Source organism: Paracoccus sp. J39 (assembly GCF_000518925.1).
Taxonomy (GTDB): Bacteria; Pseudomonadota; Alphaproteobacteria; order Rhodobacterales; family Rhodobacteraceae; genus Paracoccus.
In genome coordinates, this window is sequence record NZ_JAEN01000020.1 from 22,992 (window position 1) to 38,773 (window position 15,782).

The following is a 15,782-nucleotide window of genomic DNA, read 5'->3' on the forward strand; positions in this document are numbered from 1 at the left end:
AAATGCTATTCTGCACCGTCCTTGTCGAGCAGTTTCTTAACAGTTTCGCGAAGCTCGGCCACCTGCGCATAAAGTCGCGGCAGGCGGCGGATGTTCTTCTGCGCCTCGACATGGGTTTCCATCCGCACCGCCGGGCTGCCCAGCAGCACCCGGCCGGCGGGGGCATTGGTGAAGATCTTGGTCGCGCCCCCCGCGATCACGTCGTCGCCGACGAAGATGTTGTCCGAGACGCCGACCTGCCCGCCCAACACCACGCGGTTGCCGATCCGGGCCGAGCCGGCGACGCCGACAAGGCCGCAAAGCAGGCAATCCTCGCCCACGAGGCAATTATGGCCGACCTGCACGAGGTTGTCGATCTTGGTGCCGCGGCCGATGCGGGTGGCGCGGATGGTGCCGCGGTCCACGGTGGAATTGGCGCCGATCTCGACATCGTCGCCGATCTCCAGCCCGCCCAGGGAATGGATGCGGGTCCAGTGCTGCTGGCGGATCTCGGCCCGCTCGCCCAGGGATTGGCGGATCTCCTCGACGCCGGATTTCTCGGGCGTGACGAAGGAAAACCCGTCCGCGCCCAGCGAGACGCCGGGGTTCAGGATCACCCGGTCGCCGATGGTCACGCCATGGGCGATGCGCACGCCGGGATGGATCAGCGCGTCGCGGCCGATCACCGTATCGGCGCCGATCGAGACATGCGAGGCGATGCGCGCCCCCGCCCCGATCCGCACCCGCGGCCCGATGACCACGAAGGGGCCGACGGCGGCGTCCTCGGGCAGCTCGGCCGTGGGGTCGATCACCGCGCTGGCATGGATGCCCGGCGCGATGCCGGGGCCGGGATCGAAGGCGCGGGTCAGCCCTGCCATGGCCAGCCGCGGCCGCCCGACCAGGATGGCCGCGCGCAGCCCCAGCGCCTCGGGGTCGGTCCCCTCGGCCAGCAGGGCCATGCCGCCGGGGCTCAGCTTCTCGGCATAGGCGGGCGAGGTCGCGAGCGCGATCTGGTCCGCGCGCGCCTGCCCGGCTTCGGCCGCGCCGTTGACGATCAGGCCGCCGTCGCCCCAAAGGCGGGCATCCAGCGCGCGGGCCAGTTCGGCGATGGTCAGTGTCATGCGTTTCCCCTTGCTTCGGGGTTCATCTATTCATCCCCGGCCGCGGAATCCAGCCCGGCCTTCACCAGCGCCGCATGCACCAGCGCGTCGCGGCCATAGATATCCGGGAAGCGCCGGATCTGGCCGGTCTGGTCCGGAAATGCGGTGAAATAGACCAGATGCACCGGCACGGGCGGGCGCAGGTTCAGATAGGTCTCGCGCCCGGATTTCAGCGCCTTGGCGAACACCGCCTCGGGGCTTTCGACCTGACCCTTCAACAGCTCATGCGCCAGGTCGACGGGCCGGCCGACGCGGATGCAGCCATGCGAATAGGCGCGGCTGGACTGGTTGAACAGATGCTTGGTCGGCGTGTCGTGCAGATAGATGTTCCAGGGATTGGGGAACATGAACTTGACCTGCCCCAGCGCATTGTCGTCGCTGGGTTTCTGCCGCATCCGGTAGGGAAAGGTCCTGGCCGTATACTTGCGGAAATCGATGCGGTCGCGCGGGATGACATTGCCCGCCCCGTCCACCACGTCGAGATGGCCGACCGCATGGCGGTTGGCCTGCAGCCGCGGCAGGTATTCCTTGACGGTGATCGAGCGCGGCACGTTCCAGCGCGGATTGACCACCATGTATTTCATCGTCTCGCTGAACTCGGGCGTCTCGAATTCGCGATTGGCCTTGCCGATGACCACGCGGGTCTCGAACACCTCCTGCCCGTTCTCGTAGATGCGGGCGTTGAACTCGGGCAGGTTCACCCAGACGTGCCGGGCGTTCAGGTCGTGGCCGGCCATCCAGCGCATGCGCTCCAGCGCGACCAGGATCGCCTCGGCCTCGGGGCCGGTGCCGCGGTTGAGCCGTGCCACGGTGCGCGGTCCCGCCACGCCATCGGCCGGCAGACCGGCCGCCTGCTGATAGGCCGCGACCGCCTGCGCCAGCGGCGCGTCGAAGGTCAGCGGGCTACCCGTGGCGGGCGCGGCGAAACCCACCGAGGCCAGACGCACGCGCAGCGCCGCGACGGCGGGATCGCTGATCCCCTCGCGCCAGAGCCCCTCGGGCACCCGCGGCGCATCGGCCGGCGCGACCAGCCGCGACTGCCGGGCCAGCGCCTGGCGCAACGCTTCGTAGCGCGGATCCTGCGGCGGCAGGCCGGCCAGCATCGCGGCGGGATCGGCAGCGCGGGCGAATGCGCGCAGCAGATCGCCGGTGCGCGGGCGCTGCACCTCGCGCTTGATGCCCGGCTCGACCCGGCGCGGATCGAGAATGCCGCCGGTGACATCGTGGCTCCAATCGGCGAAGCTGCGGGCGAAGCGAAGCTCGGCCTCGACCGTCCCGGCCCCGTCGCGGTCGAGCTGCCGCAGCACGGCCGGACGATAGCGGCCCGCCGACAGCCCGTGCGAGGCCGCCTGTTCCACCGCCTCGATCAGCGCGGCGCGGCGCGCCGCCCCCCCTGCCCCCAGGAAGACCGGCTTCAGCCCGTTGCTGCCGTAGAAATCCGCCAGGCCCGGATGGGCGGCGACCCGCTCGGCCAGGCGCATCTCGGCTTCGGAAAAGGCCAGCCGCGGCGCCGGAAGCGCGGCCACGGGCGCGGCGTCCAGACCCTGCGCCACGGCAGGGCGCGGCAGCACCGCCAGCACCGCCAGAACAACCAGCGCACGAATCAACCCGGAAAGTGGCACGGAACGCATCCTTTTCTCTGTGACGGAAATCTTCGCATCGGCAACGATTCCGGTCCAGCGAACGGCGTTTTTTTCTTGCGTCACTGATGCAGCGCAGGCACGGCCGCGCAAAAACTTGGGCTCCGGTTCCGAATCGGCTTATCGTCGGCGGATTTTTGCCGAGAATGGCGGAACTCCGCCGCGCATGGAACGAAAAGCTTCCCTCGGCTCGCGCGCTGGTGACATATTCTTAACCGGTCCCGGCTAAACCGGGGCGTGCCGTTCAACGGGCGGCAAAACAACGAAAGCAGGACAGGCGATCTGACATGACGTTTGAAACTATCTCGCGTCGGGGCATCCTCGGTGTCTTCGCGGCGACGACGGTGGCAGCAGCGCCGGTTATGGCCAATGCCTTCGGACTTTTGCGGGGCGCCGGCGACATTCGCCGCATCCGCATGTATTCGGGGCGCACGGGCGAAAGCATCGACACCGTCTACTGGGTCGAAGGCAAGTATATCCGGGATGCCCTGAATGAAATCAACATCTTCATGCGCGACTGGCGGACGGGCCAGGCTATCGGCTTCGACCCGCGCACGATCGACATCGCCGCAGCCTCGCATCGGCTGCTGCAAACCAACGAACCCTACATGATGCTGTCGGGCTACCGCTCGCCGCAGACCAATGCCATGCTGCGCTCGCGCTCCTCGGGCGTGGCCAGGAACTCGCTGCACATGGTGGGCAAGGCTGCCGACCTGCGCCTGAAATCGCGCTCGGTCTCGCAGATGTACAAGGCCGCGGCGGCCTGCAATGCAGGCGGCGTCGGCAAATACTCGCGCTCGAATTTCGTCCATATGGACTGCGGTCCGATCCGCCATTGGGGCGCCTGACTCGCGATCGGTCAAATCGCGGTGATCACGCAAAGACCCGCCCCTTGGGGCGGGTTTTCGTTTGCCCGCGCGGCGCTAGCGCAGCCGCGGCGGCGCCGAGGGATCGCGGCGCGGCGGCTCGGGCGCCGGCGCCGGAGGCGGCGGCTCCAGCACCAGCGCGCCCGGCGGCAGCCCCGGCGCGGCGAAGCCGATATCGACCCCGCCGGGCAGTTCGGGCAGAAAGGCCAGCAATTCGGCCAGCGCCTTGGCGACCGCCGCCTCATGCGCCGGATCGACGCCGGCAAGGATCAGCGCGTGGTTGCGCCGCCCGTCCCGCCATTCCGCCGCGACCAGGGCCAGCCGTCCGACCAGCCCCGCCATGTCGCCCAGCCGCTGCGCCAGCGGCTCGGCCAGCAGCGCCACCGCCTCGGCCGAGGGCGCGCCCAGCCGCCGCGCCGCCTCGGCCCCCGCCATGCTGGGCCGCGCCGCAAGCGCCCGCCCCAGCCAGGCCAGCACCTCGGCATCCAGCATCAGCTGCGAGCCGTGGCCGGGGTTGAGAAGCAGCCCCTGCCCCTCCTCGGCCAGGGCCGCGGCAAGGACGCGGCCCGGCAGGGCGACATAGGCGACCGGCCCACCGACGAAGCCCGCCAGCCGATCCTCGCGGTCGCAGGCCAGGGCAAACCGGCCCTCGGGCAGGTCGAACAGCCGCAGCTCGGCACGGTCTCCGGCCGGCTCGGCCACCAGCGCGGCGAACAGCTCGGTATCGGCCAGGCGAGACAGGATGCGCGCGCGGGCGGGGGCGTCGGCCTCGTGAAAAGGAACCTTGCAAAGCTCATCCAGCGGGGTCATCGGGCTCTCTCAACAGGGCGGCAACGGCAGCGCGCAACTCCGGCAGCAACTCGGCCTGGAACCAGGGATTGCGCCGCAGCCACGCGGTATTGCGCCAGGACGGATGAGGCAAGGGAAAGATGTGCGGCGCATGATCGCGCCAGCCGGAGACCGTCGCCGTCACCCCGGCCTTTGCCGCCGCGCCCAGATGCCAGCGTTGCGCATGGCCGCCGACCAGCAGCGTCAGCCGCGGGGCCAGTTCGGCCATCACCCGCTCGCGCCAGGTCCGGGCGCAGATCGGCGGCGGCGGCAGGTCCGAGCCCTTGGCGTCATAGCCCGGAAAGCAGAAGGCCATGGGCACGATGGCGATGCGCGAGCGGTCGTAGAAGGTCTCGGCCGGCACGCCGATCCAGTCGCGCAGCCGGTCGCCCGAGCGGTCCGCGAAGGGCCGCCCCTGCAGATGCACCTGCATACCCGGCGCCTGGCCCACGATCAGGATGCGTGCGCCGGGCCGGAACCAGGCCACCGGGCGCGGGCTGTGCGCCGTCGCGGTCAGGGCGAAGCGCGGCGCGCAAAGCCGGCAGGCGGATATCTCGCGGACAAGGCTGGCAGAAGAGGACATGATCGCCAGATAGGCGCGCGGCGCCCGGCAAAAAAGACCCGCGCCCCTTCACGATATATAAAGCATTGCACGCCATGGTGGACAGCGCGGGCGCCCGGACATATTGTCCGCCTGCCGCGGCCGGGGCGTTCCGGCGGCGGCGGATATTTCGTGTCGTAACCATTGCCAGCCTGCGCGGCGTGCGGGGATCAGGACGGCCAGATGATCGAATTCGACAATGTCTCCAAGTCGTTCTGGACCGGGACCCAGCGCAAGGTGATCCTCGACCGTGCTTCGTTCCGGATCGACCTGGGGCGGTCGATGGGCATCCTGGCGCCGAACGGCACTGGCAAGACCACGATCATCAACATGATGTGCGGCCTGGAAAAGCCCGACGAAGGCACGATCCGCACCGATTGCCGGGTCTCGTTCCCGCTGGGCTTCATGGGCGGCATCACCGCGACGCTCAGCGCCAACGAGAATGCGCGCTTCATCGCCCGCATCTATGGTCTCGACCCGGATTATGTCGAGGCCTTCTGCCGCTGGCTCTGCGATATCGACGAATATTTCGACATGCCCGTCGGCACCTACAGCGCCGGCATGCGGGCGCGCTTCACCTTTTCGCTGATGCTGGCGCTGGAATTCGACGTCTATCTGATCGACGAGGGCATGCCCAGCACCACGGATGCCGAATTCAACCGCAAGGCCGGCTCGGTGCTTTACGACCGCCTGAAATCCGCCACCGTGGTGGTGGTGTCGCATCAGGCGCAAACCATTGAAAAATTCTGCAATTGCGCTGCCGTCCTGCGCGACGGCAGGTTATATCAGTTCGAAACCCTCGAAGAGGCCAAGCAGTATTATGACTACACCGCCTAAGGCCCGCGCCTATCGCATCAGCCGCGAGGAATCGGTCCTGGCGGTCAGCCAGGACGGCGACGCGGTCGAAACGGCGCGCAAGGTGCAGGTCGAACGGCACAGGCGCAGCCAGGCCGCCCCGCCCGAGCAGGCGAGCGAGCAGCTTTTCGCCGGCAACGAGGACGGTTTCGGCGATATGCGCTTCCCCGGCGCCGAGACGCCCGCGCCCCGGGACACGGCGCCCCAAGGCACGGCACCCCAAGGCGCGGCGCTTCAGGACACGACGCCCATGGCCGAACGCATCGCCGCGGTGCGGGCCGAGAACCTGACCGACCGCCAGCTGCGCATGGCCCGCCGCATCGCCGCCATGCACGAGATCGAGGTCGAATCCGATTACGAGGCGATCGTCATGCTGCGCGACCGCGGCATCGATCCCTTTCACCGCACCTCGGTGGGCAAGATCCTCTCGGAAGAGGGCGCGCGGGCCCAGGCGCAGGCCCAGGCCGGCCCGGCCTCGCCCTCGGCCAACATGCCGGTGCCGACCCGCAACTCCAGCCCCGCCCGCCGCGGCCGCGGGACGGAGATCACGCCGCTGCCGCCCGGAACGACCCAGCTTCCCTCGCGAGAGGCGCTGACCGAGGATCGCCGCGCCGCCGAGATCATCCGCATCCAGCAGGACATCGCCCGCCGGCGGCGGCGCAAGCTGCTGATGCTGCTGGCGCGGCTGGCCGCCTTCGTCGCCCTGCCGACGCTGATCGCGGGCTGGTATTACTTCTTCGTCGCGACGCCGCTTTACGCCACGGTGTCGCAGTTCCAGATCCAGCAGGCCGAGAAATCCAGCGCCGGCAGCCTTGGCGGGCTGTTCAGCGGCACGCAGCTTGCGACCAATCCCGATTCGATCTCGGTGCAGAGCTACCTGACCTCGCGCGACGCGATGATGCGTCTCGACAAGGATCTGGGATTCAAGCGCGCCTTCCAGGATCCGGCCATCGACCCCATCCTGCGCCTGCCGCCCGTGGCGAGCAACGAACAGGCCTACAAGCTCTATCGCAACTCGGTGAAGATCGGCTACGATCCGACCGAGGGGGTGCTGAACATGGAGGTGATTGCGCCAAATCCCCAGCTTTCGCAGGATTTCGCCCTGGCGCTGATCGAATATGCCGAAGAACAGGTGGACCAGATGACGGCCCGCCTGCGCGAGGATCAGATGAAGGGCGCGGTCGAAAGCTATCAGGATGCCGAGGCCAAGGTGCAGCAGGCGCAGCGCCGCGTGCAGGAGTTGCAGCAGAAGCTGGGGGTGCTCGACCCGGTGGCCGAGGGCGGCGTCATCATGGGCCATATCGCCGAACTCGAACGGCAACTGGCCGAGAAGAAGCTCGAGCTCGGGCAGCTGCAATCCAACGCCCGTCCCAATCCCAGCCGCGTCGCCGGCGTTACCGGCGATATCAGCCGGCTCGAGGAAATGCTGGCCCAGACCCGCAGCCAGCTGACCGAGGGCAACAGCGCCCGCGGCTCGCTGGCCGCCATCTCGGGCGAGATCCGCATCGCCGAATCCGACCTGCTGACCCGGCAGGAATTGCTGGCCGCCGCCGCCGCGCAGATGGAGAACGCGCGGATCGAGGCGAACAAGCAGGTCCGCTATCTCTCGCTCTCGGTGGCGCCGGTGCCGCCGGACGAGGCGACCTATCCCAAGGCTTTCCAGAACACGATCGTGGCCTTCCTGGTGTTTTCCGGCATCTATCTGATGCTGTCGCTGACCGCCTCGATCCTGCGCGAACAGGTATCCTCATGAAACATGTCCCGATCGGCAACGTCACTTTCGGAAACGATCTGCCCCTGGTGCTGATCGCCGGCCCCTGCCAGCTAGAAACCCTGGACCATGCGCTGATGATCGCCGAGACCGTCGCCGGGGCCTGCGCCAAGGCGGGGGCCGGCTTCGTGTTCAAGGCCAGCTACGACAAGGCCAACCGCACCTCGCTCAAGGGCCGGCGCGGCATCGGCATCGACGAAGGCCTGCGCATGCTGGAAGAGGTGCGCAGCCGCATCGGCTGTCCCGTGCTGACCGATGTGCATGATATCGAGCAGGCGCGCCTGGCCGGAGCCGCGGTCGATATCATCCAGATCCCGGCCTTCCTGTCGCGCCAGACCGACCTGCTGCTGGCGGCGGGCGAGACCCGGGCGGCGGTGAACATCAAGAAGGGCCAGTTCCTGGCGCCCTGGGACATGCCCAATGTTGCCGAGAAGGTCGCCTCGACCGGGAACGAACGCATCCTGCTGACCGAACGCGGCGTCAGCTTCGGCTACAATACGCTGGTTGCCGACATGCGCAGCCTGCCGATCATGGCGCGGACCGGCTGGCCGGTGGTCATGGACGCGACCCATTCCGTGCAGCAGCCCGGCGGCCAGGGCGGCTCGTCCGGCGGGCAGCGCGAATTCGCGCCGGTCATGGCGCGGGCGGCGGTGGCGATCGGCGTGGCCGGCGTCTTCATCGAGACGCATCAGGATCCGGACAACGCGCCCTCGGACGGGCCGAACATGATCCATCTCGAGCGGATGCCGGCACTGATCGCCTCGCTGATGCGCTTCGACGCGCTGGCCAAGCTTGACCCGGTGATGGGCTGATCAGCCGGCCGCGATGGCCCGCGCCGCCGCATGGCCCGAGGCCCAGGCCCATTGGAAGTTGTAACCGCCCAGCCAGCCGGTGACATCGACCACCTCGCCGATGAAATAGAGCCCGGGAACCGATCTTGCCTGCATGGTCCGGGAATCGAGCGCCCGCGTATCGACCCCGCCCACCGTGACCTCGGCCGTCCGCCAGCCTTCCGAGCCGACCGGCCGCAGATTCCAGCGCTTGATCCGCGCGGCGAGCCGGTCCAGCGCGGCATTCCCCTGATCCGCCAGCCGCGCCCCGGCCAGGCCCACCTCGGCCGTGACCGCCTCGGCCAGCCGCGCGGGCAGCCAGCGCGCCAGCGCCGTGGCCACGGCAAGGCGGCCGCCCTGGCCGCGGATCTCGCGCAGGCCGGCGACGATATCCGCATCGGGGGCCAGATCGACGGTGATATCCTCTCCCGGGCGCCAGAAGCTCGAGATCTGCAGGATCGCCGGCCCCGACAGCCCGCGATGGGTGAACAGCAACCCGTCCCGGAACAGACGGCGCCGCCGACCGCTGCCATGGCTGACCTCGGCCAGGACCGACAGCCCGGCCAGGGGCCGGCAAAGGTCCAGGTCCTGCTGGGCGAAGGTCAGCGGCACCAGCCCCGGTCTCGGCTCGATCAGCGAAAGCCCAAACCGGGCGGCGATCTCGTAGCCGATGCCCGTTGCGCCCATCTTGGGAATCGACTTGCCGCCGGTCGCCACCACCACCCGGCGTGCCGCCAGCGGCCCGCGTGCCGTCCCGACCAGGAAACCCTGCCCCGCCGGCTCGACCTGCTGCACCGCAGTCTCGAGACGCAACTCGGCGCCGCGCATCCGATGCAGCAGCATGTCGATGATCTGCCGGGCGCTGTCGTCGCAAAACAGTTGGCCGAGCGTCTTTTCGTGCCAGGCGATGCCGGATGTTTCGACCATGGCAAGGAAATCCGCCGGCGTGAAGCCCGCCAGCGCCGAGGCCGCGAAACGCGGATTGCCCGAGACGAAGCGGTCGAGCGCGGTCGCGAGATTGGTGAAGTTGCAGCGTCCGCCGCCGGAGATGCGAATCTTTTCGCCCGGCGCGTGGGCGTGATCCAGAACCACGACCCGCCCCGCCCCCTCGCCCGCCTGCTGCAGGATCGAGCCGGCGCAGAAAAGCCCGGCCGCACCGGCGCCAAGAATGACTGTGTCCACCTGTTCCATGCGCGGCGCATAGAGTGCCTGCGCCGGGGCCACAAGATTTTTCCGTTTTGCCTCTTGCGCCCCTGCACGGCCTTGGCTAGATACGCCCCCACAGTTGGGGCGTGGCCAAGTGGTAAGGCAACGGTTTTTGGTACCGTGTACCGTAGGTTCGAATCCTACCGCCCCAGCCATTGAATTTTTCCATTAAAATTCAGGCACTTAACGGAAGCAACTCGATTGCAACCGGAACACTTTTGCGGACCATTCAGCCGGATCAGGACGCGGGGTTTTCGAGTCACCAGTCCAGCAGAAAGGGCGAGGATCGCTCCCCGCCCTTCCCATTCATAAGCACAATACAAGGTTCCGGGTGCCGCGCGACCGGAGATGATCGCCGCACCGTGACGGGGTTTTCGCCAAGCCCATGGCGCGCACTCACCGTCTAATCGCAGCGCGTTATCTGGCGTCTTGGCTGCCAAGGGACGCTCCATCCCTTGCATGCCTTTACGGCTGTTTCGGGATTTTTCTCGCGGGATCAGGCGATTTTCTTACGCAGATCGGTGCGGGCCTCGTCCACCAGGCCGCGAACCAAGCTGCGCAGGCTCGGGGTCGGTGCCGATTTGTCAACCACCACCTTGACCCCTTCAAAGCTGTGGTAAGCGGTCACGGTGCCTTCAGTCGTGCCGCAGTAAACTTCAACCGAGATATACGGCATATCCCAGCTTTCCGGTTCATCAATGCGGAAGGCCGGCGGGTTGCAATCCTCAACTTCCGGGTTTTGGATACCCTGCACCTCGGCGAGCCAGCGACGGAAAGTAATGGCGTCCATCTTCATTTTGAACGGGATTGCCGCCTCGGAGGCGGTCATGATATCGTCTTTCGACATGATGAAAACTCCATTCATCGGGGCTTAAGTCTAAGACAAGGGCGGCACCACGGACTAGGAAACTGCGGATTGCGCCGCCCTTGTCGTTCTCATCAGGCATGTTCAGCCCGTCACCTTCCACGCCGGGAAGGTCCAGCGGACCTGCTTATCAAGCTGGTCCAGCATCTTGTTGAGGCGCGTGGCCTCTTTCAGCGCCGCCTTCTTCTTGGCCGGGTCCGACAGGTCGGATGCCTCGATCTCGGCAAGGCGGGCTTTGATCTCGGTGCGCTTGTAGGTGTTGACTTCATCGGCCAATCCTTCCGCAGCTTTGATCAGACAACCTATCATCACCTCGGCGCGGCCTAAGGACGTGCCGGAATCCTCACCAAAGACAAACTTGGCCTCTAGTTCATCAAGATCGTCCAGTGTGTATGCTTCCGGGCCTCGGTCATCCTCAAACAGCGGCGCGGTAATTCCAGCCAGTTCAAGCGATTGGCAGTATTGCGAACTCACCTGCTCGTCGGGCGGGAACACCTGAAAGAAAGGTTCACGGAACACATCCTGCGGCGCGGTCGCCTGCGTAAGCTCCTGTTGCCTTTTCTCTTTCTGGCGCTGCCTCCAACGGCGCTGCGCTTCGGCGTTAGCGTTTGGCATGTTTGCATCTCCTTCGCAGTCATTACTATTACGGTGTAGATAGTAATGCAACGAGGAAGTGCAGGCGTCACGAAACCGTGATTATGCTGCCTCGGCATCCTCCCGGCAGCACTCAGGCATGATGCCCGCCATAGCCAGAGCCTCCACCAGCTTGTCGCGCAGATCGCATCCGGTCGTAACTGCCGCGATCATGAATGCCGCGCCAAGCTCGACAATCAAATCCTCATAGGCGGCATCGGGAAGGTAGGTGTTTTGCATCGGTGTTGCTCCTGCGTTGCTTGATGCCACAGAGCTAGACCGGCGAAGATTCGGCTGTCAACAAGAAATATTAAGTATATTCAGCTAGTTAGCTAAGTAGCTGAATGGCTGTTTAGCTAACTGGCTAGATAGCCAAGCCCTCCCTGCACCCCTAGAACAAGCCGTATCCGGGCAGCGCTTCCATGGCGGCTTGTTCATCCTGTTCCGTCGCAGCGGTCGCGCGAACGGCCTCACGGTCGCGGATGCGGATAACAAATTCGGCTTGTATCTGAGCCTCGGGGATACCAGCATCGCGGCGGCGCTTGAGCCAGTTCGCATCGGATCGCCGGTCGCGCGCCTGCTGCGCCTGCTGCTCGGGCGTCAGGCTGGACAAGTCGGCATTCGGCTTTGCTCTAACCTTGCGGCGGCTGGCATTGTATTCCTCACGCCCGGCACCGGATCGCCATTCATCAATACTTTCCTGCCGCCGCGATACATCGCTTTCGGCGCGCTTCACCGCATCGCGGGCAGTTTTGATTTGCTGATCAAGCGCCGCCGCTTTGCGCGGATCATGGTCAGGCGGCAGGGCGGCACGTTTCGCAGTCAGTTCACGCCACCTGCGGCTTGCAACGTCATACCGGGTTAGCTTGACCTCATGGATAATCACATCGGGGTCGTTCGGATCAGGGGCGAGGAATGAAAGGCCGGACTCTTGCAGGGTCGATCTGGGCATGATAAAAGTTCAGTGCTTATACAGTGATTTCAAAGGGTCGAGCGTTGGCGCGCTTGGCCCTTTTCCTTATTCTGCGGCGCGTTCGATCTGGCTTGCCAGATCAGCGGCGACACCGGGGGCGAGGGGATAAACTTGCCCGGTGATCGGGCTCACCAGCCGCACACCTGCGGCCATCTTCTGCACCTTCACACCAGACAGAGCCGCCAGACCTTCCAGCCAACGGCGCTTACGGTCCTTGTCGCTGGGGTCCATTTCAGCGGCACCGCGCAGCACATCGGCCAGCGTCGGACCTTGCGCGGAAGGAACCTCCACCGCGAAGCCGCTGGCCTCGATCCTGATCACCGGCCCGGCGCTGGTCACGTCCACGCCCGGAAGGTCGGCGGAAATGGTGCCCGCCTCGATCTCTTTCTGAATCCAACTCTCGATTACCTGCGGAATGGTGATGCCCTTGTCGGCAGCGATCAGCCGCAGTTGTTCGCCGCGTTCATCCGGCAGCTTCAGCATGAAAGACATGGGTGTATGGTCCTTAGTTATCCTTCCGGGTAAGATAGGATAACTAGTAAACCATTACAAGGGGCGTTGTGATGTGCGTGTCGTTTTGCACGTAACGCTGACGTGTCGAACCGGGTCAGCACGGCGTGTCGTTTTGCACGTATATTATATATCTCTTAAGATACTTATGTTCTTACTTACTTAAGATATATACGTTACGTGCAAAACGACACGCTCCCGGCTGGGGAAGCAACCGCGTTACGCTTTTCCTGAATCCTTCCCCGGGCGACACTCGCCGCCTGCGGCGGCTCCCTGCGCCTCGCGCCTGCGGCGCTCGTTGCTGGCGGGCTGCGCCCGCCTGCGGTCTAATGATCACCACCCGGGGAAGGGAAGGAAACCCGTTCCCGGTGGTAAAGCACGCGGCCACGCGCGCAGAGACTCTAGAAGGCACCGGAGAGGCGCAAGACGCCCCGTTCCGGTCCACACCCACCCGGAAGCGCCTCACGCCGCTCTAGGGTGCCTCCCAGAGTCTCCTAGCGCATCAGCCCACCGGGCCGCATTTGCTTCACCATTTCCTGTTGCACCAGCGCGCGCAAACTGGCCTCGGACTCGCGGGCGATCTGCTTGGCAAGGTCGCTGTTCTGTTCCGGGGTGCCGCCGGTCGCGTTCACCGTCACCGGCCCGCCCGTGATGTTCACCACCGGCGCGGATGCCCTCGCAGAGCCGCTAGCTGAGCCGCTGGCGGCCTTCGCGACCGTTCCCGCAGCAGAGACCAGCCCACCCTCGGCATAGCCCTTACGGGCGCGCTGGTGCAGCCGTTCGAGATTGCCCGCGCCAATGCGCTGCACCGTCTCTTTCGAGAAAACGAACTCACCCTTATGAACCACGCCAGCCGGTTCATACTTGCCGCCGTGGCCGGTGAAACCACCATTGGCAAACCCCAGCAGTCCGCCCAGCCATTGCCCGGCACCCGCGAACATGCCGCCGCTGCCAAACATGCCCATGAACACGCGGTTGAATTGCGCCTGGGCGATCTGTTGCAGCAGCCCGGCCAACGCCTCACCGGCTGACATGGAACCAGACAAGATGCCGGTGAACAGATCGGCCAGCGTCTCGGCACCTTTCTGGCCGGATTCCTCCACCTTCTTCATGGCGTCGGCGGCCTGATCGGCCTTATTACCAGCATCGACATAGCTTTGCGCCAGCTTGTCGATTTCAGCGGTCAGGGCGGGCGTGATCGCTTTGCCTGCCTGTTGTGCTGCGAACAGCAGCTTGGCCTTTTCGGATGCGAAGGCAACGGCATCGCCATAGGACTTGCCAGCCGCCGCGCCCGCGATCAGGGCAGCAGATTCAAATTCCAGTTCCCGCGTCCGGTCGCGGATCGCCTCGGCCTCGCGGGCAAACTCATCCAGCTTTGCAGCACCACCAGAGCCGCCAGAACGGCCACCAGAGCCGCCCGAGGATCGCGCGGCGGCATCGGCAGCGGAACGTGCTGCATCGCCATCCAGCGCGGCTTGTGCGGCGCTGGTGATCTGGGCATCGGTCAGGCTCGCGCCCGCCTCGGCAGCGCGTTTGCGCACGGCCTCTTTCTCGCGCTCCAGCTTGACGCCCTCGCTGGTCAGCGCGTTGCGGGCGGCTTCCGAGGCGTTGAAACGCTCGGTCGCCTCGCGCATGGCGTTCAGCGAATCCATGCTTGCGGCCTCGGCGGCATGGCGGTCGCGCATGGCTTGGCTGGACTTGCTGGCCGGGTCGATCTGCGCAGCCTTTGCCAGTTCACCCACAAGCGCCGATGCCTGCGCCGTGACAGAGGCAATGACGCCACCCAGCCGCGACAGTTGCGACATGACGCCCGAGAATTGCGCCCGGTCCACGTCCGAGAGGCTGGCAAAGGCCGCGTCGGCTTCCTTCTGGATCTCGGCCAGCTTGGCGGCAAAATCCTCGCCGGTCATGGTGCCGTCGCGGAATCCTTGCTGCGCCGCGTCCAGTTCGGCGGACAGGCGGCGCAACTGGTCGTCGGCATCGCCGTAGCCCCAGCTATCCAACTGTCCGATAGCACCGCGCATCGCCATGCCCGCGCTGGTCGCCTCCTCGGCCAGCCGCATATATTGCGCATCAAGATCGCGCAGCGCCTCGGCCTGCGCGTCCACCGCGTCACGGTCGCGCGACAGGCTGTCATAAAGCTCATTGCCGAGGATCGCGCGGCCCTCGGCCTCATTGTCAAAGATGCCGTCCAGCCGATCGCGGAAGTCGGCCAGTTCCACCGCAGCGTCAGCAATGGCGATCACCGCGCGCTTGCCGAAGGATTCGACACGCGCGGTCAGTTCGCCAAACCTGCGGTCGATCTCGGCGGCCTTGTCGATCATTTCCGAGTCCAGCACCGCACCCACGTCATGCGCGCGGGCAATGGTGGCGTTCAGGGCTTCCTCGCTCTGGCCGATCAGCGCGCCGAATTGCTCGCCACCGGCACCGCCAAAGATTTCTTCAAGCAAGAAACTGCGCCCGGCTTGGTCGAAGCCTTTCAGCTTGCCCAGAATCTCGGTCATCAAGGCCGAGGGGTCTTTCAGCTTCTCTTTCAACGTCTCGGCGGAATAGCCCAGCTTTTTGAATGCCTCGGCACCGGCCCCGGTGCCATCAAGGAAGAACTCACCGGCCCGCAGGTGCATTTCCTTGAAGCCATCGGTCAGGGCGTCCACGCTGATCCGGTTCTGATCGGCGAGGAATTTCCATTCCTGAAACACGGTCGTGGAAATACCGGCCCGGCTGGCCTCGTTTTTCAGATTCGCCGTTTCCTTGGTGATCCGCGAAACGCTGGTGGCAATCTGATCCAGACCGCCCAAAGCGATACCACCGGCCACGCCACCAAGGAAAGCGCCGCCAATGCCTTTCAGCGATGCCGGGATGCCATTGAAGGCTTTGCCGATCCTGCCGCCGATGCCCTCATATTCCGAGGCGATCTTATTGGCATTTTGCCGGGCCAGCCGTTCCATGCGCTGCGATGCGCGCTGTTGCTGGGTGATCGCCCGGTTAAAGTCCTTCTCCCATTTGGCGACATTCGCCTCTAGCTTGACCAGCAGGCCGGTTTCATCAAGCGCCATAGTTCAATC

The 15,782-nt window shown here is 65.7% G+C and carries 15 protein-coding genes and 1 tRNA gene; 5 read left to right on the forward strand and 11 right to left on the reverse strand.

The genetic code is table 11. From position 1 onward, the window contains the following. Nucleotides 1-5: 5 nt before the first annotated feature. The gene (gene lpxD / locus L632_RS0116685; protein WP_028714295.1) at nucleotides 6-1,100 is read right to left on the reverse strand and encodes a UDP-3-O-(3-hydroxymyristoyl)glucosamine N-acyltransferase; all 1,095 of its coding nucleotides are present in this window, start codon (nucleotides 1,098-1,100) and stop codon (nucleotides 6-8) included. Nucleotides 1,101-1,126: 26 nt separating this feature from the next. Further along, nucleotides 1,127-2,761 (reverse strand): murein L,D-transpeptidase, encoded by a 1,635-nt coding sequence (locus tag L632_RS0116690; protein WP_232220992.1) that lies wholly within the window; start codon nucleotides 2,759-2,761, stop codon nucleotides 1,127-1,129. A gap of 305 nt (nucleotides 2,762-3,066) precedes the next feature. On the opposite strand from L632_RS0116690, the gene L632_RS0116695 reads away from it, so the two are divergent. Beyond that, nucleotides 3,067-3,627, forward strand: coding sequence for a DUF882 domain-containing protein (locus tag L632_RS0116695; RefSeq protein WP_028714293.1), 561 nt, complete (start codon nucleotides 3,067-3,069; stop codon nucleotides 3,625-3,627). Between the two features lie 75 nt (nucleotides 3,628-3,702). Here the strand turns inward: L632_RS0116695 and L632_RS0116700 are convergent, their stop codons facing one another. Both L632_RS0116700 and L632_RS0116705 read right to left on the reverse strand, forming a co-directional pair. Continuing rightward, nucleotides 3,703-4,455 (reverse strand): SseB family protein, encoded by a 753-nt coding sequence (locus L632_RS0116700; protein ID WP_028714292.1) that lies wholly within the window; start codon nucleotides 4,453-4,455, stop codon nucleotides 3,703-3,705. After that, nucleotides 4,439-5,056: a uracil-DNA glycosylase family protein gene (locus L632_RS0116705; RefSeq protein WP_028714291.1), complete on the reverse strand. Its 618-nt coding sequence runs from the start codon at nucleotides 5,054-5,056 to the stop codon at nucleotides 4,439-4,441. Before L632_RS0116705 ends, L632_RS0116700 begins: the two co-directional genes overlap by 17 nt. A gap of 201 nt (nucleotides 5,057-5,257) precedes the next feature. Here L632_RS0116705 and L632_RS0116710 point away from each other — a divergent pair, with 201 nt between their 5' ends. The 3 genes from L632_RS0116710 to kdsA are packed head-to-tail and all read left to right on the forward strand — an operon-like array spanning nucleotide 5,258 to nucleotide 8,512. Beyond that, nucleotides 5,258-5,911 (forward strand): ABC transporter ATP-binding protein, encoded by a 654-nt coding sequence (locus tag L632_RS0116710; protein WP_028714290.1) that lies wholly within the window; start codon nucleotides 5,258-5,260, stop codon nucleotides 5,909-5,911. Next, nucleotides 5,895-7,682, forward strand: a complete 1,788-nt coding sequence (locus tag L632_RS0116715) for a capsule biosynthesis protein (protein WP_028717159.1) — start codon at nucleotides 5,895-5,897, stop codon at nucleotides 7,680-7,682. Before L632_RS0116710 ends, L632_RS0116715 begins: the two co-directional genes overlap by 17 nt. Continuing rightward, on the forward strand, nucleotides 7,679-8,512 hold the full coding sequence (kdsA, locus tag L632_RS0116720; RefSeq protein ID WP_028714288.1) for a 3-deoxy-8-phosphooctulonate synthase: 834 nt from the start codon (nucleotides 7,679-7,681) through the stop codon (nucleotides 8,510-8,512). The genes L632_RS0116715 and kdsA overlap by 4 nt, the downstream gene beginning before the upstream one ends. Here kdsA and L632_RS0116725 read toward each other — a convergent pair whose 3' ends face one another. After that, nucleotides 8,513-9,721, reverse strand: a complete 1,209-nt coding sequence (locus tag L632_RS0116725; protein WP_028714287.1) for an NAD(P)/FAD-dependent oxidoreductase — start codon at nucleotides 9,719-9,721, stop codon at nucleotides 8,513-8,515. 95 nt (nucleotides 9,722-9,816) lie between these two features. Here L632_RS0116725 and L632_RS0116730 point away from each other — a divergent pair. Then, nucleotides 9,817-9,891, forward strand: a tRNA-Gln gene (locus tag L632_RS0116730). Nucleotides 9,892-10,232: 341 nt separating this feature from the next. Here the strand turns inward: L632_RS0116730 and L632_RS0116735 are convergent. The 6 genes from L632_RS0116735 to L632_RS23600 all read right to left on the reverse strand — a co-directional run bounded on the left by L632_RS0116735 (nucleotide 10,233) and on the right by L632_RS23600 (nucleotide 15,773). Further along, complete coding sequence (locus L632_RS0116735) at nucleotides 10,233-10,583, reverse strand: hypothetical protein (protein WP_156933681.1); 351 nt, start codon at nucleotides 10,581-10,583, stop codon at nucleotides 10,233-10,235. A 102-nt stretch (nucleotides 10,584-10,685) separates the two neighbouring features. Beyond that, nucleotides 10,686-11,216 carry a hypothetical protein gene (locus tag L632_RS0116740; protein WP_028717161.1) on the reverse strand — a complete coding sequence of 177 codons (531 nt, stop codon included), beginning with the start codon at nucleotides 11,214-11,216 and terminating at the stop codon, nucleotides 10,686-10,688. 81 nt (nucleotides 11,217-11,297) lie between these two features. Continuing rightward, nucleotides 11,298-11,474, reverse strand: a complete 177-nt coding sequence (locus tag L632_RS24435; RefSeq protein WP_156929403.1) for a hypothetical protein — start codon at nucleotides 11,472-11,474, stop codon at nucleotides 11,298-11,300. 151 nt (nucleotides 11,475-11,625) lie between these two features. Beyond that, nucleotides 11,626-12,186, reverse strand: coding sequence for a hypothetical protein (locus L632_RS24440; protein WP_156929402.1), 561 nt, complete (start codon nucleotides 12,184-12,186; stop codon nucleotides 11,626-11,628). A 66-nt stretch (nucleotides 12,187-12,252) separates the two neighbouring features. Then, nucleotides 12,253-12,699 carry a hypothetical protein gene (locus L632_RS0116755; protein WP_028711369.1) on the reverse strand — a complete coding sequence of 149 codons (447 nt, stop codon included), beginning with the start codon at nucleotides 12,697-12,699 and terminating at the stop codon, nucleotides 12,253-12,255. Nucleotides 12,700-13,211: 512 nt separating this feature from the next. Then, nucleotides 13,212-15,773, reverse strand: a complete 2,562-nt coding sequence (locus L632_RS23600; RefSeq protein ID WP_028717162.1) for a phage tail tape measure protein — start codon at nucleotides 15,771-15,773, stop codon at nucleotides 13,212-13,214. Between the last annotated feature and the right edge of the window lie 9 nt (nucleotides 15,774-15,782).